This window comes from Nostoc sp. PCC 7107, from assembly GCF_000316625.1.
Lineage (GTDB): Bacteria > Cyanobacteriota > Cyanobacteriia > Cyanobacteriales > Nostocaceae > Nostoc_B.
Genome location: NC_019676.1, coordinates 957,337 through 973,973 on the forward strand (window position 1 = coordinate 957,337; position 16,637 = coordinate 973,973).

General features: G+C 36.7%; 15 protein-coding genes. 14 read left to right on the top strand and 1 reads right to left on the bottom strand.

The genetic code is table 11. From position 1 onward, the window contains the following. The first annotated feature begins 8 nt into the window (after positions 1 to 8). The 13 genes from NOS7107_RS04020 to NOS7107_RS04080 all read left to right on the top strand — a co-directional run bounded on the left by NOS7107_RS04020 (position 9) and on the right by NOS7107_RS04080 (position 15,730). Entirely contained in the window at positions 9 to 1,655 is a 1,647-nt protein-coding gene (locus NOS7107_RS04020; protein WP_015111711.1) for a glycosyltransferase, read from the top strand. Positions 1,656 to 1,659: 4 nt separating this feature from the next. Further along, positions 1,660 to 2,712, top strand: a complete 1,053-nt coding sequence (locus NOS7107_RS04025) for a DegT/DnrJ/EryC1/StrS aminotransferase family protein (RefSeq protein ID WP_015111712.1) — start codon at positions 1,660 to 1,662, stop codon at positions 2,710 to 2,712. Then, positions 2,702 to 3,781 (top strand): GNAT family N-acetyltransferase, encoded by a 1,080-nt coding sequence (locus NOS7107_RS04030; protein ID WP_015111713.1) that lies wholly within the window; start codon positions 2,702 to 2,704, stop codon positions 3,779 to 3,781. The genes NOS7107_RS04025 and NOS7107_RS04030 overlap by 11 nt, the downstream gene beginning before the upstream one ends. A gap of 3 nt (positions 3,782 to 3,784) precedes the next feature. Further along, positions 3,785 to 4,792: a sulfotransferase gene (locus NOS7107_RS04035; RefSeq protein WP_015111714.1), complete on the top strand. Its 1,008-nt coding sequence runs from the start codon at positions 3,785 to 3,787 to the stop codon at positions 4,790 to 4,792. Between the two features lie 83 nt (positions 4,793 to 4,875). Then, positions 4,876 to 5,436: an adenylyl-sulfate kinase gene (gene cysC / locus NOS7107_RS04040; protein ID WP_044500498.1), complete on the top strand. Its 561-nt coding sequence runs from the start codon at positions 4,876 to 4,878 to the stop codon at positions 5,434 to 5,436. After that, positions 5,437 to 6,579, top strand: coding sequence for a DegT/DnrJ/EryC1/StrS aminotransferase family protein (locus tag NOS7107_RS04045; protein ID WP_015111716.1), 1,143 nt, complete (start codon positions 5,437 to 5,439; stop codon positions 6,577 to 6,579). Between the two features lie 99 nt (positions 6,580 to 6,678). Next, positions 6,679 to 8,334, top strand: a complete 1,656-nt coding sequence (locus NOS7107_RS04050) for a glycosyltransferase (RefSeq protein WP_015111717.1) — start codon at positions 6,679 to 6,681, stop codon at positions 8,332 to 8,334. A 12-nt stretch (positions 8,335 to 8,346) separates the two neighbouring features. Further along, positions 8,347 to 9,468, top strand: coding sequence for a bifunctional 2-polyprenyl-6-hydroxyphenol methylase/3-demethylubiquinol 3-O-methyltransferase UbiG (locus NOS7107_RS27125; protein WP_015111718.1), 1,122 nt, complete (start codon positions 8,347 to 8,349; stop codon positions 9,466 to 9,468). Then, on the top strand, positions 9,465 to 10,652 hold the full coding sequence (locus tag NOS7107_RS27130) for a glycosyltransferase (RefSeq protein WP_015111719.1): 1,188 nt from the start codon (positions 9,465 to 9,467) through the stop codon (positions 10,650 to 10,652). Before NOS7107_RS27125 ends, NOS7107_RS27130 begins: the two co-directional genes overlap by 4 nt. Beyond that, on the top strand, positions 10,649 to 11,542 hold the full coding sequence (locus NOS7107_RS04065; protein ID WP_015111720.1) for an NAD(P)-dependent oxidoreductase: 894 nt from the start codon (positions 10,649 to 10,651) through the stop codon (positions 11,540 to 11,542). Before NOS7107_RS27130 ends, NOS7107_RS04065 begins: the two co-directional genes overlap by 4 nt. Before the next feature lie 9 nt (positions 11,543 to 11,551). After that, on the top strand, positions 11,552 to 12,625 hold the full coding sequence (locus tag NOS7107_RS04070; RefSeq protein WP_015111721.1) for a glycosyltransferase: 1,074 nt from the start codon (positions 11,552 to 11,554) through the stop codon (positions 12,623 to 12,625). A gap of 9 nt (positions 12,626 to 12,634) precedes the next feature. Further along, positions 12,635 to 14,569 (top strand): asparagine synthase (glutamine-hydrolyzing), encoded by a 1,935-nt coding sequence (gene asnB / locus NOS7107_RS04075; RefSeq protein WP_015111722.1) that lies wholly within the window; start codon positions 12,635 to 12,637, stop codon positions 14,567 to 14,569. 87 nt (positions 14,570 to 14,656) lie between these two features. Continuing rightward, a complete protein-coding gene (locus tag NOS7107_RS04080; RefSeq protein ID WP_157374186.1) occupies positions 14,657 to 15,730 on the top strand; it encodes a glycosyltransferase family 1 protein in 1,074 nt (357 codons plus the stop codon). Positions 15,731 to 15,766: 36 nt separating this feature from the next. On the opposite strand, the gene NOS7107_RS04085 is transcribed toward NOS7107_RS04080, so the two are convergent. Continuing rightward, a complete protein-coding gene (locus NOS7107_RS04085; RefSeq protein WP_015111724.1) occupies positions 15,767 to 15,979 on the bottom strand; it encodes a helix-turn-helix domain-containing protein in 213 nt (70 codons plus the stop codon). A 158-nt stretch (positions 15,980 to 16,137) separates the two neighbouring features. Here NOS7107_RS04085 and NOS7107_RS04090 point away from each other — a divergent pair, with 158 nt between their 5' ends. Further along, complete coding sequence (locus NOS7107_RS04090; protein ID WP_015111725.1) at positions 16,138 to 16,623, top strand: hypothetical protein; 486 nt, start codon at positions 16,138 to 16,140, stop codon at positions 16,621 to 16,623. Positions 16,624 to 16,637 lie beyond the last annotated feature (14 nt).

The following is a 16,637-nucleotide window of genomic DNA, read 5'->3' on the forward strand; positions in this document are numbered from 1 at the left end:
CATTTAATATGCCTAAATCTATTATCAAAGATCTATTTTATAAATTTGTATCGAAGCTAGTAATAATTGAAGAAACAATAGCAATAGAGAATCAGCAAGCAGAATTACAGCGTGAGCAATTAGAGTTAGAAATTAGTAATAGTAAGTTTATTCCACTGGAAGAGAGTTTTCAAAAAAGCAGATATAACAGCATTGATTATTATCCTTGGAATCATCCTTATTTGACAGCAAATAATATTAGCCGATTTCGTAGTTATTCTGAATCTGTTTGGCAATTTGCATTAGATTATTTGGGGAAACATCCAGAGCCAATAAAATGTGCATTTTTAGATAATATGGCTCAAAATATGCACAAATGGGCTATGTTAGTGCAGAAATATCATTATGAAGTAGCTTTATTTCCCAATATTGCAGATGTGAGTGCGATCGGCGCACCAGAATGGGAAAATTTTGATGGAGAATTCCCAGATTTACTAGATGGGACAAATTTCTTAAATGCTTATCCTGATATTCCTTTAGAAATACCTTGTTACCGGATACCTTTAGAAGGTTCTCAGTTTTATTCAGCTTATCTCAAGTTTTGTGAAGGCGATCGCTCACCTTTACTACATTTATTAAAAGACTCACTTTGTTTGCGTCATGAGCCATTTATGGCTTATCAAGGTGTTTATCCATATTATCAGTTAGCCAAGGCCCTTTCCCAATTTGATGTTGTATACGCCACAAATATTCCTATAGCTGCTTATCTGAGCGGTAAACCATACTGTGTTGCTTCTACTGGTGGAGATTTGCAGTTTTCCACTGGTATGGGAAATGATTTTGGACAAATCATGAATTTAGCTTTTAATGCAGCTAGATTTTTGATGATTTCTAATCCGCATACTTTAGGGCATTGTCGCCGACTTGGCTTAACTAACGGCGTATATCTACCTTATCCAATGGATGATTCTCGCTATTTTCCTGGAGAAGGGCAAGCCAGAAAAGAGTGGGAAGCAAAATATGGTAAAGGTATATACGTACTAACTACATCTAGATTAGATAAAGAAGTTAAAGGACAAGATGAAACCTTTTTCCAAGCATTAATTAATGTTGCTCAACAAAAACCAGAAATTCGGTTTATATTTCTGGCTTGGGGTAATTCTGCGGCAGAATTTAGACAAAAATTGCAATCATCTAGAATGGAGAATCAATTCATCATTCTTAATCCAGTCGGTAAAAAACGTTTAATTGATTACTACCGTTCTTGTGACATTGTATTAGATCAATTTGTTTATGGTTACTATGGTGCAACTGCCTTAGAAGCAGCCGCAATTGGTAAGCCAGTAATTATTAAACTCCGCACAGAGCAATATGAACCCTTGTATTTGGGTGATGTTGCACCTATGGTTAATGTCAGTACACCTGCGGAAATTGCTCAAGCATTGCTTGTTTTAGTAGATAATCCTGAATTACGAGAACAAAAAGGTAGAGAGTTGCGACAATGGCTAGTACGGAATCATGGCGAAGATAAAACAGTACCCTTGATGCAGGCTTTATTGCGGTTAACAGCAGATCAAGTTGCACTCCCACAGGATTTAATTAACCCATTGTGGGATGATGTAAGTGCAGAAGAAAATGCTTATCACATTGCTTGTAAGCAATCAATTAGTAATTAGATGAATGATTACCCACTCTAAGCCTTGGATTACAGAGGCTGATCAACAAGCTGTTGCAACTGTACTAACAAGTGGGATGATTGCTCAAGGCCAGTTAGTTCATCAGTTAGAAACAAAAGTGGCTGATTACTTGGGTGTAGCAGGTGGAGTTGCAGTTGCTAGTGGTTCATCTGCTTTGGTATTAGCTTTAACAGCATTAGGCATAAACGGTGATGATGAAGTAATTTTACCTACCTACGTTTGCAAAAGCGTCATGGAGTCGGTAATTAGTGTAGGTGCTAAACCAGTTCTGTGTGATATTGGCAATGATGGGAATATGACACAGGAGACTATTGCTGCTCAAGTAACATCTAAAACAGCAGCAATTATTGTTGTGCATATCTTTGGTATTGCGGCTAATACTCAGGCCTTGAAATGTTTTGATATACCCATTATTGAAGATTGCTGTCAGGCTTTTGGCAGTAGTATTAATGGTGCTAAAGTCGGAAGTATTGGCACTATTGGCATATTTTCTTTTCATGCTACCAAGTGCTTAACTACAGGGGAAGGAGGGATGGCAGTATCAAATAGTAGTAACCTGTTAGAAAAGATGCGATCGCTGCGTGATGGAGATAGCTTTTCTATAAGAAGAAGAATAGCCGCACCTCTCACAGATTTACAAGCAGCTTTAGGTTTAAGCCAACTTTCCCGATATTCACATTTCTTACAACGACGACAAGAAATTGCTAATTACTATTTGCACCATCTCCAGAATTGCTCACTACAACTTCCAGCAGCTATCAACCAGATAAGCATTTTTTTTAGATTTACTGTCAGAGTTAACGGTAATTTTGAGACTTATCAACAGCAATTTCATCAACATAACATTCAAGTGAGACGTGGTGTAGATAATTTACTACACCGCTTTTTGGGTTTAGAACCACATCAATTCCTAACGGCCGAAAGATTATTTGCCGAAACAGTTTCGTTGCCTATATATCCTGCCTTATCTAACTCAGAAGTTCAACAAGTAGTATTAGCTTGTCATATAATATGGTCAACAAACTATGAGTATTGAAGTTGAACTGTTAACACCAAATAAGGAAGACACTTACGAAGATTTGTTGCATTCTTGTCCTTCTTCTCTTCTTTATAGCTCGATAAAATATAGAAATTTTTTGCAGCGAATTTTAGTTAATAGTCAGGATTATTATCTTTTAGCCTACGATTCTGGATGTTTAGTTGGTGCATTACCGTCATTCATCAAACGCAACTCTACCTATGGAAATGTACTCAACTCTCTACCTTTTTATGGAAGTAATGGGGGCATAATTATTTCACCCCAAGCAGCCCATCCAGAAAAAGTTAAACAAGCACTTATTGAGTCTTTTTACAATTTAGCGGTTCAAGAGTCTGTCGTAGTTTCGACATTAATTTCTAATCCTTTAGCATCTGATATGGATTTTTATGAATCTCATTCATTATATACATTACGCGATGAACGCATTGGACAATTAGTTAATTTACCTACAGATATTAGCAACCAGGAAAAAATTACTGACTCTCTCATGAACTTGTTTCATCAAAAAACACGTAACTGTGTGAGAAAAGCACAGAAAAGTGAAATCACCATATATCATTCTGATTCATTGGTAACTTTACAAGCTTTAGTTGATTTACATGAGGAGAATATTTCAGCGATTGGGGGAATGCCTAAGCCTTTTTCTATTTTTACGGCGATTCGAGATACATTTGTTTATAACAAAGATTACCGCATATATTTAGCAGAAAAAGATGGGCAAATTATTGCAGGCTTATTAGTATTTTTCTACAATCGCACAGTTGAGTATTATACACCAGCCACTTTAGCCAGCTATCGTATTTATCAGCCGATGAGTCTGATTATATATGAAGCGATGTTAGAAACAGCAAAACGTGGTTGTCTTTACTGGAATTGGGGTGGGACATGGTTAACGCAAACGGGAGTATATAATTTTAAATCGCGTTGGGGTACACAAGATAAAAAATACTTTTATTACATCAAAGAGTATGATAATTCCAACTATTTGCGGCAACTGACAAGTAAACAAATATTGGCGGAATATCCATATTTCTATGTTTTACCATTTCACTTATTAAAAAAATAAAATATGAATAATAATTATAAAGAGAAATCTTCTTTTGATACAGAAGAAAGATTAACTGCTTTTAAAAAAAATCAATTTGAAGAAGAAATTCTGCAAAATTTGAATCAACTGCTGATACCTCTACAAAATAAGTTTGAAAATCAGGCAGTAGTGCAAGTAAATGAGCCAATTGTTTTAATTTTAGGAACCCAAAGGTCGGGTTCTACTCTACTTAGTCAGATATTAGCGTCGCGCTTAGATATTGGATATCCATCAAATTTAATGGCGCGATTTTATGAAACACCTGCTGTGGGTGCGTTTATGCAAAAAATATTAATAGGCGATCGCTTTCAGAAATGCCGACAATATAAAAGTCAGCATGGAGTCACTAAACGTATAGAAGAACCCCATGAATTTGGTTATTTTTGGTCGCGCCATCTGGGAGTTTGTGATGATGTTCATGAGCCAGATGAGCAAGATTTACAAAAAGTAAATCTGGAAAAATTGACTGAGGAATTAAATGCAATTGCCAATGTATTTGCACAGCCTGTTATATTTAAATGCCTATTATGTGATTTTTTTATTCCCATATTAAATCAAATTCCCAACGTCTTTTTCATCGATTTACAACGAAATTTAGTTGATGTTGCAGAATCTGTTTGGCGTGTACGTAAAGAAAGATTAGGTTCAGTGGATAAATGGTGGTCTTTTAGAACCAGAAATTACTCACTTTTGAAAGAATTACCGCCTGAAGAACAAATCGCAGGACAGTTGTTAGCAATTCGTCATGTTATTACCAGAGATTTAGCACAAGTCAGCAATGAACGAAAAATGGTGATTAGCTATGAAGAGTTAGTTCAAGCACCAGAAGTCATAATTGACAGTTTCGTCAAAAAAATGGCGCACATCGGCTGTGATATCCCAAAAGTTGGTCATCCAGTAGCTAATTTATCGGCTCCACAAAGGATTGGTGAGGAAAATCCAGTTAGATTAAAACTTAGACAAGCTTTAGAAGATGCAGCCATACAATAATTTTTTTGGTAATTCAGATTGACAAACCAGCACTTGTCACTATAATTTTATCTCTGACTGCATTGACTGGAGGTTGTATAAAACTGAAACAGCATGGTGTGACAGTTTGGTTTACAGGTCTGAGTGGAGCAGGTAAAACGACAATTAGCTCCCAAGTCGAACTAGAGTTGCGATCGCAAGGCTACAAGGTCGAATTACTAGACGGAGATTTAGTCCGACAGCACCTCAGCAAAGGTCTAGGGTTTAGCAAAGCTGACCGCGATGAAAATATTCGCCGCATTGGTTTTATTGCTAACCTGTTAACTCGCAATGAAGTAATTGTCTTGGTTTCAGTAATTTCGCCATATCGTCAAGTCCGGGAAGAAGTTAGACAGCATATCGGGTCTTTCGTTGAGGTATTTGTCAATGCGCCTCTAGAAGTTTGCGAAATGCGAGATGTTAAGGGTTTGTACAAAAAAGCACGTTCTGGAGAACTCAAAAACTTCACTGGTATTGATGACCCTTATGAACAACCACTCAATCCAGAAGTGGAATGTCGCACAGACCAAGAGAATTTAACAGATAGTGTGACTAAAGTATTGGAATATTTAGTAGTACAAAACTATTGCGATCGCCTAATTTTAGAAAAATTTATTGGTAAATAAATGCAGATCACTTCCCCAGCCTTCGACGAGCAAGAAATCCTTATGGTCAAGCAATGCTTAGACTCAGGATGGGTGACTCAAGGGCCAATTACGCGCCAATTTGAAGAGTTATTTCAGCAGCGCCACCAAGTAAAATATGCTTTAGCCACAACCTCCTGTACAGCTGCTTTACATCTGGCGGCGATGGCTTTGCAATTACAGCCAGGAGATGAAGTTATTGTACCAGCATTTACCTGGGTGACATCTGCTCATTGTGCTGAATACGTAGGTGCTAAGGTAGTCTTTGCTGATGTAGAAATCGATACATTTAACATTGACCCTGTAGCTTTGGAAGCAGCTATCACTCCAAAAACTAAAGCTGTAGTTGTAGTGCATCTATTTGGACTAGCTGCACGAATGCAAGAAATTTTAGCGATCGCCCAGAAGTATAATATTGCCATCATTGAAGATGCTGCGTGTGCAGTTGGTACTACATATAATGGTCAGCCAGTTGGTGGACTTGGTGATATTGGTTGTTTTTCATTTCATCCGCGCAAAGTCATTACCACAGGTGAAGGCGGAATGGTCACAACTAATAATGCAGAGTTAGCAGAAAGGCTGAAAGTTTTACGGAATCACGGTGCTTCGCCCAATCCTGATATTGAGGCGACCAAACCATACTATATGGGGCGATTTGATCACTTGGGCTTTAATCTTCGTTTTAGCGATATCCAAGCTGCGATCGGTCTAGCACAAATGGCAAAGCTTAATCAACTTTTATTAGATCGCATCAGTTGCGCTAAACAATACAATGTGCTTTTAGAAAGCATAGCCGACATTGCCACACCTAGCACACCTCCTATGTCTGGACACAGTTACCAATCTTATGTAATACGTATCCTTGAAGGTGGTGCAAATCGGCGGAACATCATTATGGAAGCACTAGCAGAAGACGGTATTCAAACTAGACCAGGAACCCACGCTGTCCACCGTCTTGGGTATTACCAAAATAAGTACAATCTCAAAGCTGAACAATATCCCAACGCTGCTAATGCAGAAGATTTATCAATTACTTTGCCAATCTTTCCAGGAATGACCGACAGTGATCAACAGCTAGTAGTGAATTCCTTGAAATCAGGTCTTGGAAGACACTCTGCAATGTGATTGTAAGTTTTGCATAAATAGAGGCTAACTTATCAACAAATTGATTTATATCTAAAAAGGTGTGTTTTTTAATAAAATTAATTGAATTAAATAAGTATTATGACTGACATAGAATTAAATAATTCTTTTCAATGGATTAAAGAATTTCAACAAAAACATGGACGTAAACCAAGTATTCTACACATAGGTAACATTGCCAATAATGCTTATAATAACGCCAAACTTTTAAATAAAATAGGATTTGATTGTGATGTTATATGTTATGACTACTACCACATTATGGGTTGCCCAGAATGGGAAGACGCAGATTTTGAAGGAGAAATAAAAGACCAGTTTTTTCCTGATTGGAATGCAGTAACTTTACAAGAATTTCAACGCCCTAAATGGTTTGCTCAAGGCTATATAATGTATTGCTTGTTTTATTTAACAGCAAAACGTCAAAATAAAGCACTATTAGCATGGTTTTGGTGGCAGATATTAGAAATTGGCAGATTTTATCGCTGTTCAATGAATGGGCTTTTATATGCGATTATTTCTCCAATTATAAAATTATTAAAACTTGCAAAGCAGATTATCTTTATTAAAAATCACATTCTCAGCTTGATTAATCAAAAATTTCATAGCCTCTTATCCAGAAAACCTGTTAAGAAAATACTTGAGTTTTTCAAAAAAAATATTAAGTTAGCTCAACAAAAAAATAATTTCAATAAAGTTTCTGAAATTAGCAAATTTGATGAAAGAGTTCAGGAAATAATTGAAATATTTAAACATAAGTTTCCTGAGCGTCAAGACCAATTAGTTTCTGAAGATTTAGCAGGCTATCGTTATATTTTTCCATTTTGGAAAAAGCTTTTTGAGAACTATGATATTATCCAAGGCTATTCTACAGATCCTATTTTACCCTTACTAACACAACATCCCTATTTTGCATTTGAACACGGAACACTAAGAGACATTCCTTTTGAAACCACAGCACGAGGAAGACTAACATCTATTGCATATAGTCAAGCTGAACATGTTTTTGTCACGAACTCAGACTGCATCAGTAACGCAATTTTATTAGCCGGTAAAAATGTTTCTGGGATGAATCATCCCTATGATGAAAATCATGGATTGCAAGTAAAAGGTTGGCAAGAACTCAGACAAAAACTCTGTCAACAATTGGATGCAGATTTTCTGTTTTTCTTTCCTACACGTCATGATTGGGTAGCTGGAACAGGATATGCAGATAAAGGCAATGAAATATTCTTAAATGCCTTTTGTAATCTTCGTCAAGCTGGTTATAAAGTTGGATTGGTTTGTTGTATGTGGGGAGCCAATGTCCAAGATAGTATTAAATTACTAACTGAAAAAGATTGCGCTGATTTCGTTTTTTGGAGCCAGCCAATGGGAAATGTAAAATTTGAAAGAACAGCTAAAGCTTCTCATGTGGTAGTTGATCAGTTTAAACTTGGCTCTTTTGGTGGCATTGTGTTTAAAGCAATGGCAGTTGCTGCTCCTGTTTGTACTTATATTAAAGAAGATGATATTCTCAAACAATATAGTGAATTACCACCTGTAATCAACTGTAAAAGTGAAGATGAGATTTTTCGTAAAATGGAAGATATTATTAAAAATCCAGACAAGTTAATCTATTTATCATCATTATCAAAAAGCTGGATTGATAAACATCATAGCTCATGGGATACATTAAAAACGCAAGTACTTGCCTATGAAGCTTTCTTAAATAAAAGAGGTTTTTTACCAAAGTTATAAAAAATATTTTATATGAAAAAAGAATTAATTTCCTACCTAGATAAACTATCTCAAGATGTTGAATTTATTCCCTTCAAATTAGAGAAAGCAGAAGTTATTGAGGGGATTATCAAAAGCAATTATCAGACTTGGTATCCAGTATTCAGAGGTGTACCTTGTTTTTTACAGGGAACATTAAAACCTGATTTAAAATGGTTTGAAGAAAAGTACAGCCTAAGTGCGATTGCTGATGAAGGTGAACAAGAATCAGCTAAAGATCAACGGTTAACTAACGAAACATTCTCTGATAAATGGAGTCGTTTTCGCAATTACGGATTAGAATCTAGCCATCAAGAATTTTTATACGAATGGTATTGCAAAAAACTTGGGATTCCTAATTTAGAAAAACTCCAAGCTTTTTATCATCAATTTGATCGGATTTTGGAAGTTGGCCCTGGTTCTGGCTTTAACACAAAATTTATTTCCGAAAATACCAAAGGACAAGTTTTTGCAGTCGATATCTCTGAAGCAGCCTTCACTACATTTGAAAATACAAAACATTTACCAAACTGTCATGTAGTTCAGGCTGACTTAATGGATATGCCATTTAGTGATAACTTTTTTGATTTTATCATTGCAGATGGCGTACTTCACCATACTCCTAATACTAAAAAAGCTTTATTTGCAATTTATAGCAAACTCAAGCCCGGTGGGCAGTTATTTTTTTATGTTTATAAAAAAATGGGAGCGGCCCGTCAATTTTGTGACCAATATATTAGAGAATCATTTACAAACCTTGATCCAGAGTCTTGCTACAAAGCTTGTGAAGGACTAACTGAGTTAGGGCGAGAATTAAATCATCTCAACGCTAAAATTACCTTAAATCAACCTATTCCCATTCTTGGTATACCTGCTGGTACTCATGATGTCCAAAGACTGATTTATTACAACTTTGTAAAATGTTTTTGGAATGACGCATTTGACTTCGAGACCAATAATATGGTCAACTTTGACTGGTATCATCCTCATAATGCTTGGCAACATACAGAAGAAGAAGTTAAAGAATGGCTGCAAGAATTAGGAGTTCACGATTATCAATTTAATCCTGCAAATCCCAATGGAATTTCTGTTCTTTTAACGAAGCCAGTCTTGTGAAAAAAATCTTTAGGCTCGTTTATGACTTTTTATCTATCGGGGTGATATTTCTAGTCATACTTTTATCACCCTTAAGATTTATTTATAAAAAGTTAACTTCATCTCAAATTAAAAGCTTGTGGTTGGGGACACCTATTATTACTTTAGCTTTTAAAGCCAAGGCCGAGCGACTGTTAGGAATAAAAGCTAGGTCATTAGTTTACGAAACCTATTTTATCACCCAAAGTTTTGACTACAATTTGAGCCAATTGACTCGCATTCCGTTGGTAGGTAAATTAACTTCATTATTTATTTTTGTGTGGGCTTGTTTTTGGGCTGATCGGCTTCATTTATACTGCGATCGCGGGTTACTTTTATCTTGGAAACCTTTACAAATAAATTTTAGAGAATTATTCGTTTATAAATTACTAGGTATACACATTTTTTTCTGGACGTATGGTGCTGATGTTCGCAGTCAACAAGCTACACAAATGCTGGGAGAACCGAATTGTTGTGTAGAATGTGATGCCGTTGGTAAAGCTTGTATTTGTGATGACAATAGACGAATAAACTATGTAAATAAGCTTAAAAAATACGCTACTGCCATTTTTTCTATGGGAGATATGATTGAATACACTCCCGGTAGTCTCAACAGTTTGTTTTTTTGGCCGGTTGATTTGCATGGCATCAACTCTGAAAAATATCAACCTGCATATCCTGAACTCAATAAAACTCAACCTTTGCGTGTTGTTCATGCACCAAATCATAGAAAATTTAAAGGAACTCACTTCTTGATTGAAGCGGTAAAAAATCTTCAGCTTGCAGGTGTTTCTATAGAACTAATTCTTGTAGAAAAGATGCCTAATGAACAAGCATTGGAAATATATAGAACTGCCGATGTTATTTTTGATCAGTGCTTAATTGGCTTTCATGGCTATTTTGCTCTTGAAGGTATGGCAATGGGTAAGCCGGTGATGTGTTTTATTAGAAAACCACAGGAGTATCTATTGTATCCAGAAGAATGTCCAATTATTAATACACATATTCAGACTTTAGAAAAAGACTTACGTGAATTAGTTAATCATAGGGAAAAATTACCAGAAATTGGCATAAAAAGTAGACAATATATAGAGAAATACTTTACTTTAGAAGCTTTTGCCCAGAGGTTACAGAAAGCTTATCAAGATTTAGGAATAGCCAGATGAAAATACTAATTGTTGGGTATAAAGGTTTTATTGGTAAATATTTATTTAATCACCTAAAATTACTGGGTGCAGATGTGTATGGAATTAGTTCTTCTGAGAAAAATGGGATTGATGGAGAAACTGGTATTTTATCAGAGCAATTTACTATTAGTCCAGGAACTGATGCTGTTATCTACTTAGCGCAATCGCCATACTATCGTCAAATTCCAGAAAAGGCTACTCATTTATTAAATGTGAATGTAATTAGTGCGGTAAAAATGGTAGAAATAGCACGTAAAGCTAAAGTGCCACGCTTTATTTATACTTCTACTGGTAATGTTTATACACCAAGCTTTCAACCTCTAATCGAAACGTCTTCTCTTAATATAAATAACTGGTATTCTCTGAGCAAAATTCATGCAGAGGAAGCACTAGCGCTCTTTCGTAATGATATGGATATTACTATAACTAGGTTATTTGGTGTTTATGGCCCTGGACAAACTGATAAGCTAATTCCTCGATTAATTAACACTATATTACAAGGCAATAAAATTTTTCTTGAAAGAAATCAAAATGATATCAATGATTTAGATGGGTTAAAACTATCTATGATTTATATCTATGACCTTGTTGAAATTCTAACAGAACTTTTAAGAAAATCTTTTAATCATTATTTACTTAATATATCAAGTCAAGAAGTTCTTACTTTAAGAGAAATTGCTAATAAAATTGCGATTTTCTCTCAAAAACAAGTCAATATTGAACTAGCAGATAAAATTCGCTATTTTGATTTAATTGCTGATACAACATTATTAAACCAAGCATTAAGCCCAATTTTTACTCCTTTTAATATTGGTATTGAGAAAACCATTATGCAATCTCTACATCCAACTAATCATTGTGAGAGGTAAAATATTATCTTGAAAGTTCTGCATTTACCTACATCAGTTGGGGGCAATTCTTGGGGTTTAGCTCAAGGTGAAAAAGCATTAGGATTAGATAGTACAGTTTTAATCTCGCAACAAAATTGGTTAGAATACCCTGCTGATATTAATCTGAATATTCAAAAAATAAAACCGAAAGCTGGGCGTTTTTTAAAGTTAGCCTTAGCTTTTATGAACATCAGAAATAAATATGATGTTTTTCACTTTAATTTTGGCTCATCATTAATTCATTTCCCTAATAGTCATCTCAATCAGTTTGAACTGCCATTTTACCCAGAGAATGCTAAACTATTTGTTACTTATAACGGTTGTGATATTAGACAAAAATATCCCACTATGCAGAGAACACAAATAGCTGCTTGTCATAATTCCAACTGTTATCAAGGGCAATGTAATTCTGGTCATCTAGACAATTATAGACGTGTAGGCTTACAAAAAATGGAGCCTCATGTTAAACATATTTGGGCATTAAATCCTGATTTACTTTATTTCCTCCCACCAAATAAGTCATCGTTTTTACCTTATTCACTCAGTTTTGCAGGAATTGATTTGTTTTCTCCACGATTAAATAATAAAAAACTCAAAATTGTTCATGCACCAACGAATAGAGAAGCCAAGGGAAGTACTTATATTTTGGCAGCTTTAGAAAAATTACAACAGACTCATGCAGAATATATAGAGGTGTGTCTAGTAGAAAATGTACCTCATGCACAAGCTATAGAAATTTATCAACAAGCAGATTTAATCATCGATCAAATTCTTATCGGTTGGTATGGGGGATTTGCAGTGGAAGCAATGCAGATGGGAAAACCTGTAATCGCTAGAATCGCACAGGAAGATTTACATTTTTTACCTGAACAAATGGCATCTGATGTTTTAGAAACTATTATTAATGCTGATCCAAATAATATTTATGAAGTTATCCGACAATGTGTCGAAGATAGGAAGATATTGCTACAACATTCGGTAGCTGCTTTGCAATATGTGAATAAGTGGCATGAGCCAAAATATGTAGCTAGTTTAACAAAAGAAAAGTATGAATCGAGTTGATTTTAAAATATGTGTGGGATTGCAGGGATACTACTAGGGAGCAAGTCACAGGTTGATGCCAGTATTTTAAAATCTATCGGTCATTGTTTGAGCGATCGCGGCCCTGATGACTTTGGCTTCTTGGGTTGGTCAGAAACTAGATCTGTCTCTATTTCCCGCAATTCGCAAACGCTAGAAAATAGCCAACTTTACTTACTACACCGTCGCTTGTCTATTCTTGACTTGAGTGAAGCTGGCTGGCAACCAATGGGAACAGCCAACGGCAGATATTACATTGTTTTTAACGGGGAGATTTACAACTATCTAGAATTACAAACTCAGTTACAAACTTTAGGGCATCAATTTCAATCTCATTCAGATACAGAAGTTTTACTGGCTGCATATACTGAATGGGGTGTCAATGCCTTGAGTAAGTTTGTAGGAATGTTTGCCTTTGCCATCCTTGATACTTGGGAACGCACTCTATTTTTAGCCCGTGATTTTTTTGGCATTAAACCGCTTTATTATACTTACTGGCAAGATGGAATAGCTTTTGCTTCCGAAATTAAAGCCCTGCTGCAACTCCCTGGTATTAGCCGCAGTGTTAATCCGCTGCGAGTATATGACTATCTACAATCTGGATTAACAGACTATGGAAGTGAAACTCTGTTTGCTGATATTCAGCAACTACAACCGTCCCATTTTCTGAAAGTCTCTTTAGCAAATCCTCAAAAGCCACAAATTTCCCGTTACTGGCAAATAGAGTTAAATCAGACTTTAGATATTACATTCCCCGAAGCTACAGAACACCTACGCCACCTATTTTTAGAAAGTGTTGGGCTACATTTACGTAGTGATGTACCAGTAGGTGCAGCCCTATCAGGAGGGATAGATTCTTCGGCCATTGTTATGGCGATGCGACATTTACAAGGCAACAACTTACAACTGCATACATTTAGTTATATTGCTTCAGAACCTTCTTTGAGCGAAGCAAAATGGGTAGAGACAGTAGCACAGGCAGCTGCTGTCATAGAACATCAAGTCAAACCATCTCCTGAAGAACTAATAACAGACCTCGACAAACTGATTGAACTACAAGATGAGCCTTTTGGTAGCACTAGCATCTATGCTCAATATCGAGTGTTTCAATTGGCAAAAGCAGCCAATATCAAGGTGATGTTAGATGGACAAGGAGCAGATGAACTCTTGGGAGGCTACCGCGCCTATTTGGCGACACGGTTTGCTTCTTTACTACGTCAAGGACAATGGGGAAAAGCCAGCGAATTTTTACAAAAAGCCTTAAAGCTACCGGGAACTAGTCAACGAACTATCTTACTTCGTGCTGTCGGACTTCTCTTACCACCTAGTTTGCAAGCACCAGCCAGACAGTTAGTTAAAAAAGATGTTTTCCCTAATTGGTTAAATTATCATTGGTTTACCAAACATGGTATTGAGCCTAAAGTTTATTACAGCAAACAAGCGCAAGAAATATTGCGGGCAGAACTTCATCAAGCTGTAGTCGAAAATAGCTTGCCGATGTTGTTGCGCTATGAAGACCGCAACTCTATGGCACACTCTATTGAAAGCCGAGTTCCTTTTCTTACACCAGCTATAGTAAATTTTGTTTTTTCTTTACCAGAAGAATTTATTATTGCCAATGATGGTACTTCCAAAGCTATTTTTCGTGAAGCAATGCGGGGTATTGTTCCCGACATAATATTAAATCGTAAAGATAAAATCGGCTTTGCTACACCTGAACAAAGCTGGCTAAAAGTCTTAAGTCCGTGGGTAGAAAATGTGCTAAATAGTGAAATGGCAGCCCAAATTCCCGCTCTGAATGTACAACAGATGCAAACAGATTTTCAAGCAGTTCTCGCAGGGAAATCAGCATTTGATTTTCGCATTTGGCGTTGGGTAAATTTAATCCGCTGGGCGGAAAATTTAGCTGTGACTTTTGAGCAATAAATGACCAAATATACAAATATCGTACCAAACTGATCGCCACTGACTCTGGTGGAGTTCAGACGAAACATTTTTTATTTATTAACCAACGTGCATAATCGTTTACTTATTAATCTGTCATTTCTGTTAAATCGCCCCACCGGAACTACAACATACGCCCTCAATTTACTGCCTTACTTACAAAAACTGCACCCAATACTGTTAGTTGCAGAAAATATTACTGGTTATGAATGCCATGCAGTTCCCCGTGGACAAACCGCAGAACAAGGTGCAAAAGGCCATCTCCACCGCCTATTATGGACACAATTTCAATTGCCAAGAATTTATCAGCAGTTGAAATCCCAAGTTCTGTTTTGTCCTTTACCGGAAGCGCCTTTATCTGTCGAATGCAGTTCTGTTGTGATGTTTCATGACTTGATACCCTTGCGCTTTCCTAAACGCTTTTCACCGGTAACGCTCTATCAGCGCTACTACGTTCCTCAAGTGCTTAGGCAAGCAAAACACATTGTTTGTAATTCTCAGGCTACGGCTGACGATATTGTTGATTTTTACAGAATTCCAGCTAGTAAAATTACCCCTATTCCCCTAGCGCACGATCGCACTCATTTTCGCTATCTCAATTTACCAACCCGCAACTACTTTCTCTACATCGGTAGACAAGACCCTTATAAAAATTTACAACGCCTCATCAGTGCCTTTGCTGCACTCCCCAACAATAGTGATTATGAACTATGGTTAGCTGGCCCCACCGATGCACGTTACACGCCAGTTTTACAGGTGCAAGTTGAAGAATTGGGGATAACTCATCAAGTAAAGTTTCTCAACTATATTGATTATCAAGAATTACCAATAACTATTAATCAAGCGATCGCACTTGTGTTTCCCAGTCTTTGGGAAGGCTTTGGTTTCCCTGTTTTAGAAGCAATGGCCTGTGGTACACCAGTCATCACCTCTAACCTTTCTTCTCTACCGGAAGTCGCAGGAGATGCAGCAATTCTCGTTAATCCCTACAACACGGCAGAAATTACCGAGGCGATGCAGTTGATTGCTACAGATGCTCAATTGCGATCGCATCTGTCTACTCAAGGTATGGCCAGAGCTAATTTATTTAGTTGGGAAAAAACTGGTAAAGCAACAGTTGAAGTTTTATCACGCTATCTCTAAAAATTATGCCGTGGGGAATAGGTAATAGTACTATAATTATTCTTGGACAATTTCTACCAATTCCTCAATCATCACATCAAAAGTCCTGGCTAACTTCTGAATCGCGGTAAAATCTACAGTTGCTAATCCAGGCGATCGCGCGTAAGTCCTGAGAGTGCTGTAAACTACACCAGAACGGTCAGATACTTCTTTCAATGTCCAGCCTTTCTCCGCAGCAAACTCTCTAATCTTCAGCCGAATCATTCCCATAATTTACTTGACAACTGACTGATATAAGTCTTTTAATAATTATACTACATAAAAAGATCGCCCTCCGGCCTACAAAACTGAAAGGCGATCTCATTGTTTACAAAAAGCATCCCGTAAACACCGATAGGGTAAATTCTACCGAAGTTACAGGTATTTTCATGGTATCATCACTCAAGCCACGAGAGCTTGTCATCCGTGCATCGAAAATTGTTCATAAATCATCATTTCTTAACTCACTTACGCGATTTGTGACTGAAGAAGCAATTTGTTTGATGTTTCGTATTGGCTTTAGTGATATATATACAATCGAATGCTGGCGCTACATGGTTTATGTCCACGCCAAAGGTATTAGCAGATTTGTCAGTTATGCAGATTTTCCGCCAATTTTGGGAGTAGAGCCACCTACACCTGCTGAGTTTGTCAAATGGCGCAGACGGTGGCGCAAACAACATGAATATGCTCACAGAAAGCAAGCACCGGAGTGGTGGGCAGAATTTTTTATGAATGAATTTTGGCAAGCTCTTTCTGAAGCTATGCTGCGAAGTTGGGGTGAATTAATTGCTTTAATTAAATTTGCTTTCCCCGAAGAAACTTTGCAGGAACTGAGAAAGAGCTATCGCTTAGAAAAATCGTTGCTACATTAGTTATCTGTTGCAAC

Coding starts and splice junctions, on each gene's coding strand:
- NOS7107_RS27125 (WP_015111718.1), top strand. CDS start 8,347: ATGAAAAAAGAATTAATTTCCTACCTAGATAAACTATCTCAAGATGTT.
- NOS7107_RS04065 (WP_015111720.1), top strand. CDS start 10,649: ATGAAAATACTAATTGTTGGGTATAAAGGTTTTATTGGTAAATATTTA.
- NOS7107_RS04090 (WP_015111725.1), top strand. CDS start 16,138: ATGGTATCATCACTCAAGCCACGAGAGCTTGTCATCCGTGCATCGAAA.
- NOS7107_RS04045 (WP_015111716.1), top strand. CDS start 5,437: ATGCAGATCACTTCCCCAGCCTTCGACGAGCAAGAAATCCTTATGGTC.
- NOS7107_RS04025 (WP_015111712.1), top strand. CDS start 1,660: ATGATTACCCACTCTAAGCCTTGGATTACAGAGGCTGATCAACAAGCT.
- NOS7107_RS04035 (WP_015111714.1), top strand. CDS start 3,785: ATGAATAATAATTATAAAGAGAAATCTTCTTTTGATACAGAAGAAAGA.
- NOS7107_RS04030 (WP_015111713.1), top strand. CDS start 2,702: ATGAGTATTGAAGTTGAACTGTTAACACCAAATAAGGAAGACACTTAC.
- NOS7107_RS04050 (WP_015111717.1), top strand. CDS start 6,679: ATGACTGACATAGAATTAAATAATTCTTTTCAATGGATTAAAGAATTT.
- asnB (WP_015111722.1), top strand. CDS start 12,635: ATGTGTGGGATTGCAGGGATACTACTAGGGAGCAAGTCACAGGTTGAT.
- NOS7107_RS04020 (WP_015111711.1), top strand. CDS start 9: ATGCCTAAATCTATTATCAAAGATCTATTTTATAAATTTGTATCGAAG.
- NOS7107_RS04085 (WP_015111724.1), bottom strand. CDS start 15,979: ATGGGAATGATTCGGCTGAAGATTAGAGAGTTTGCTGCGGAGAAAGGC.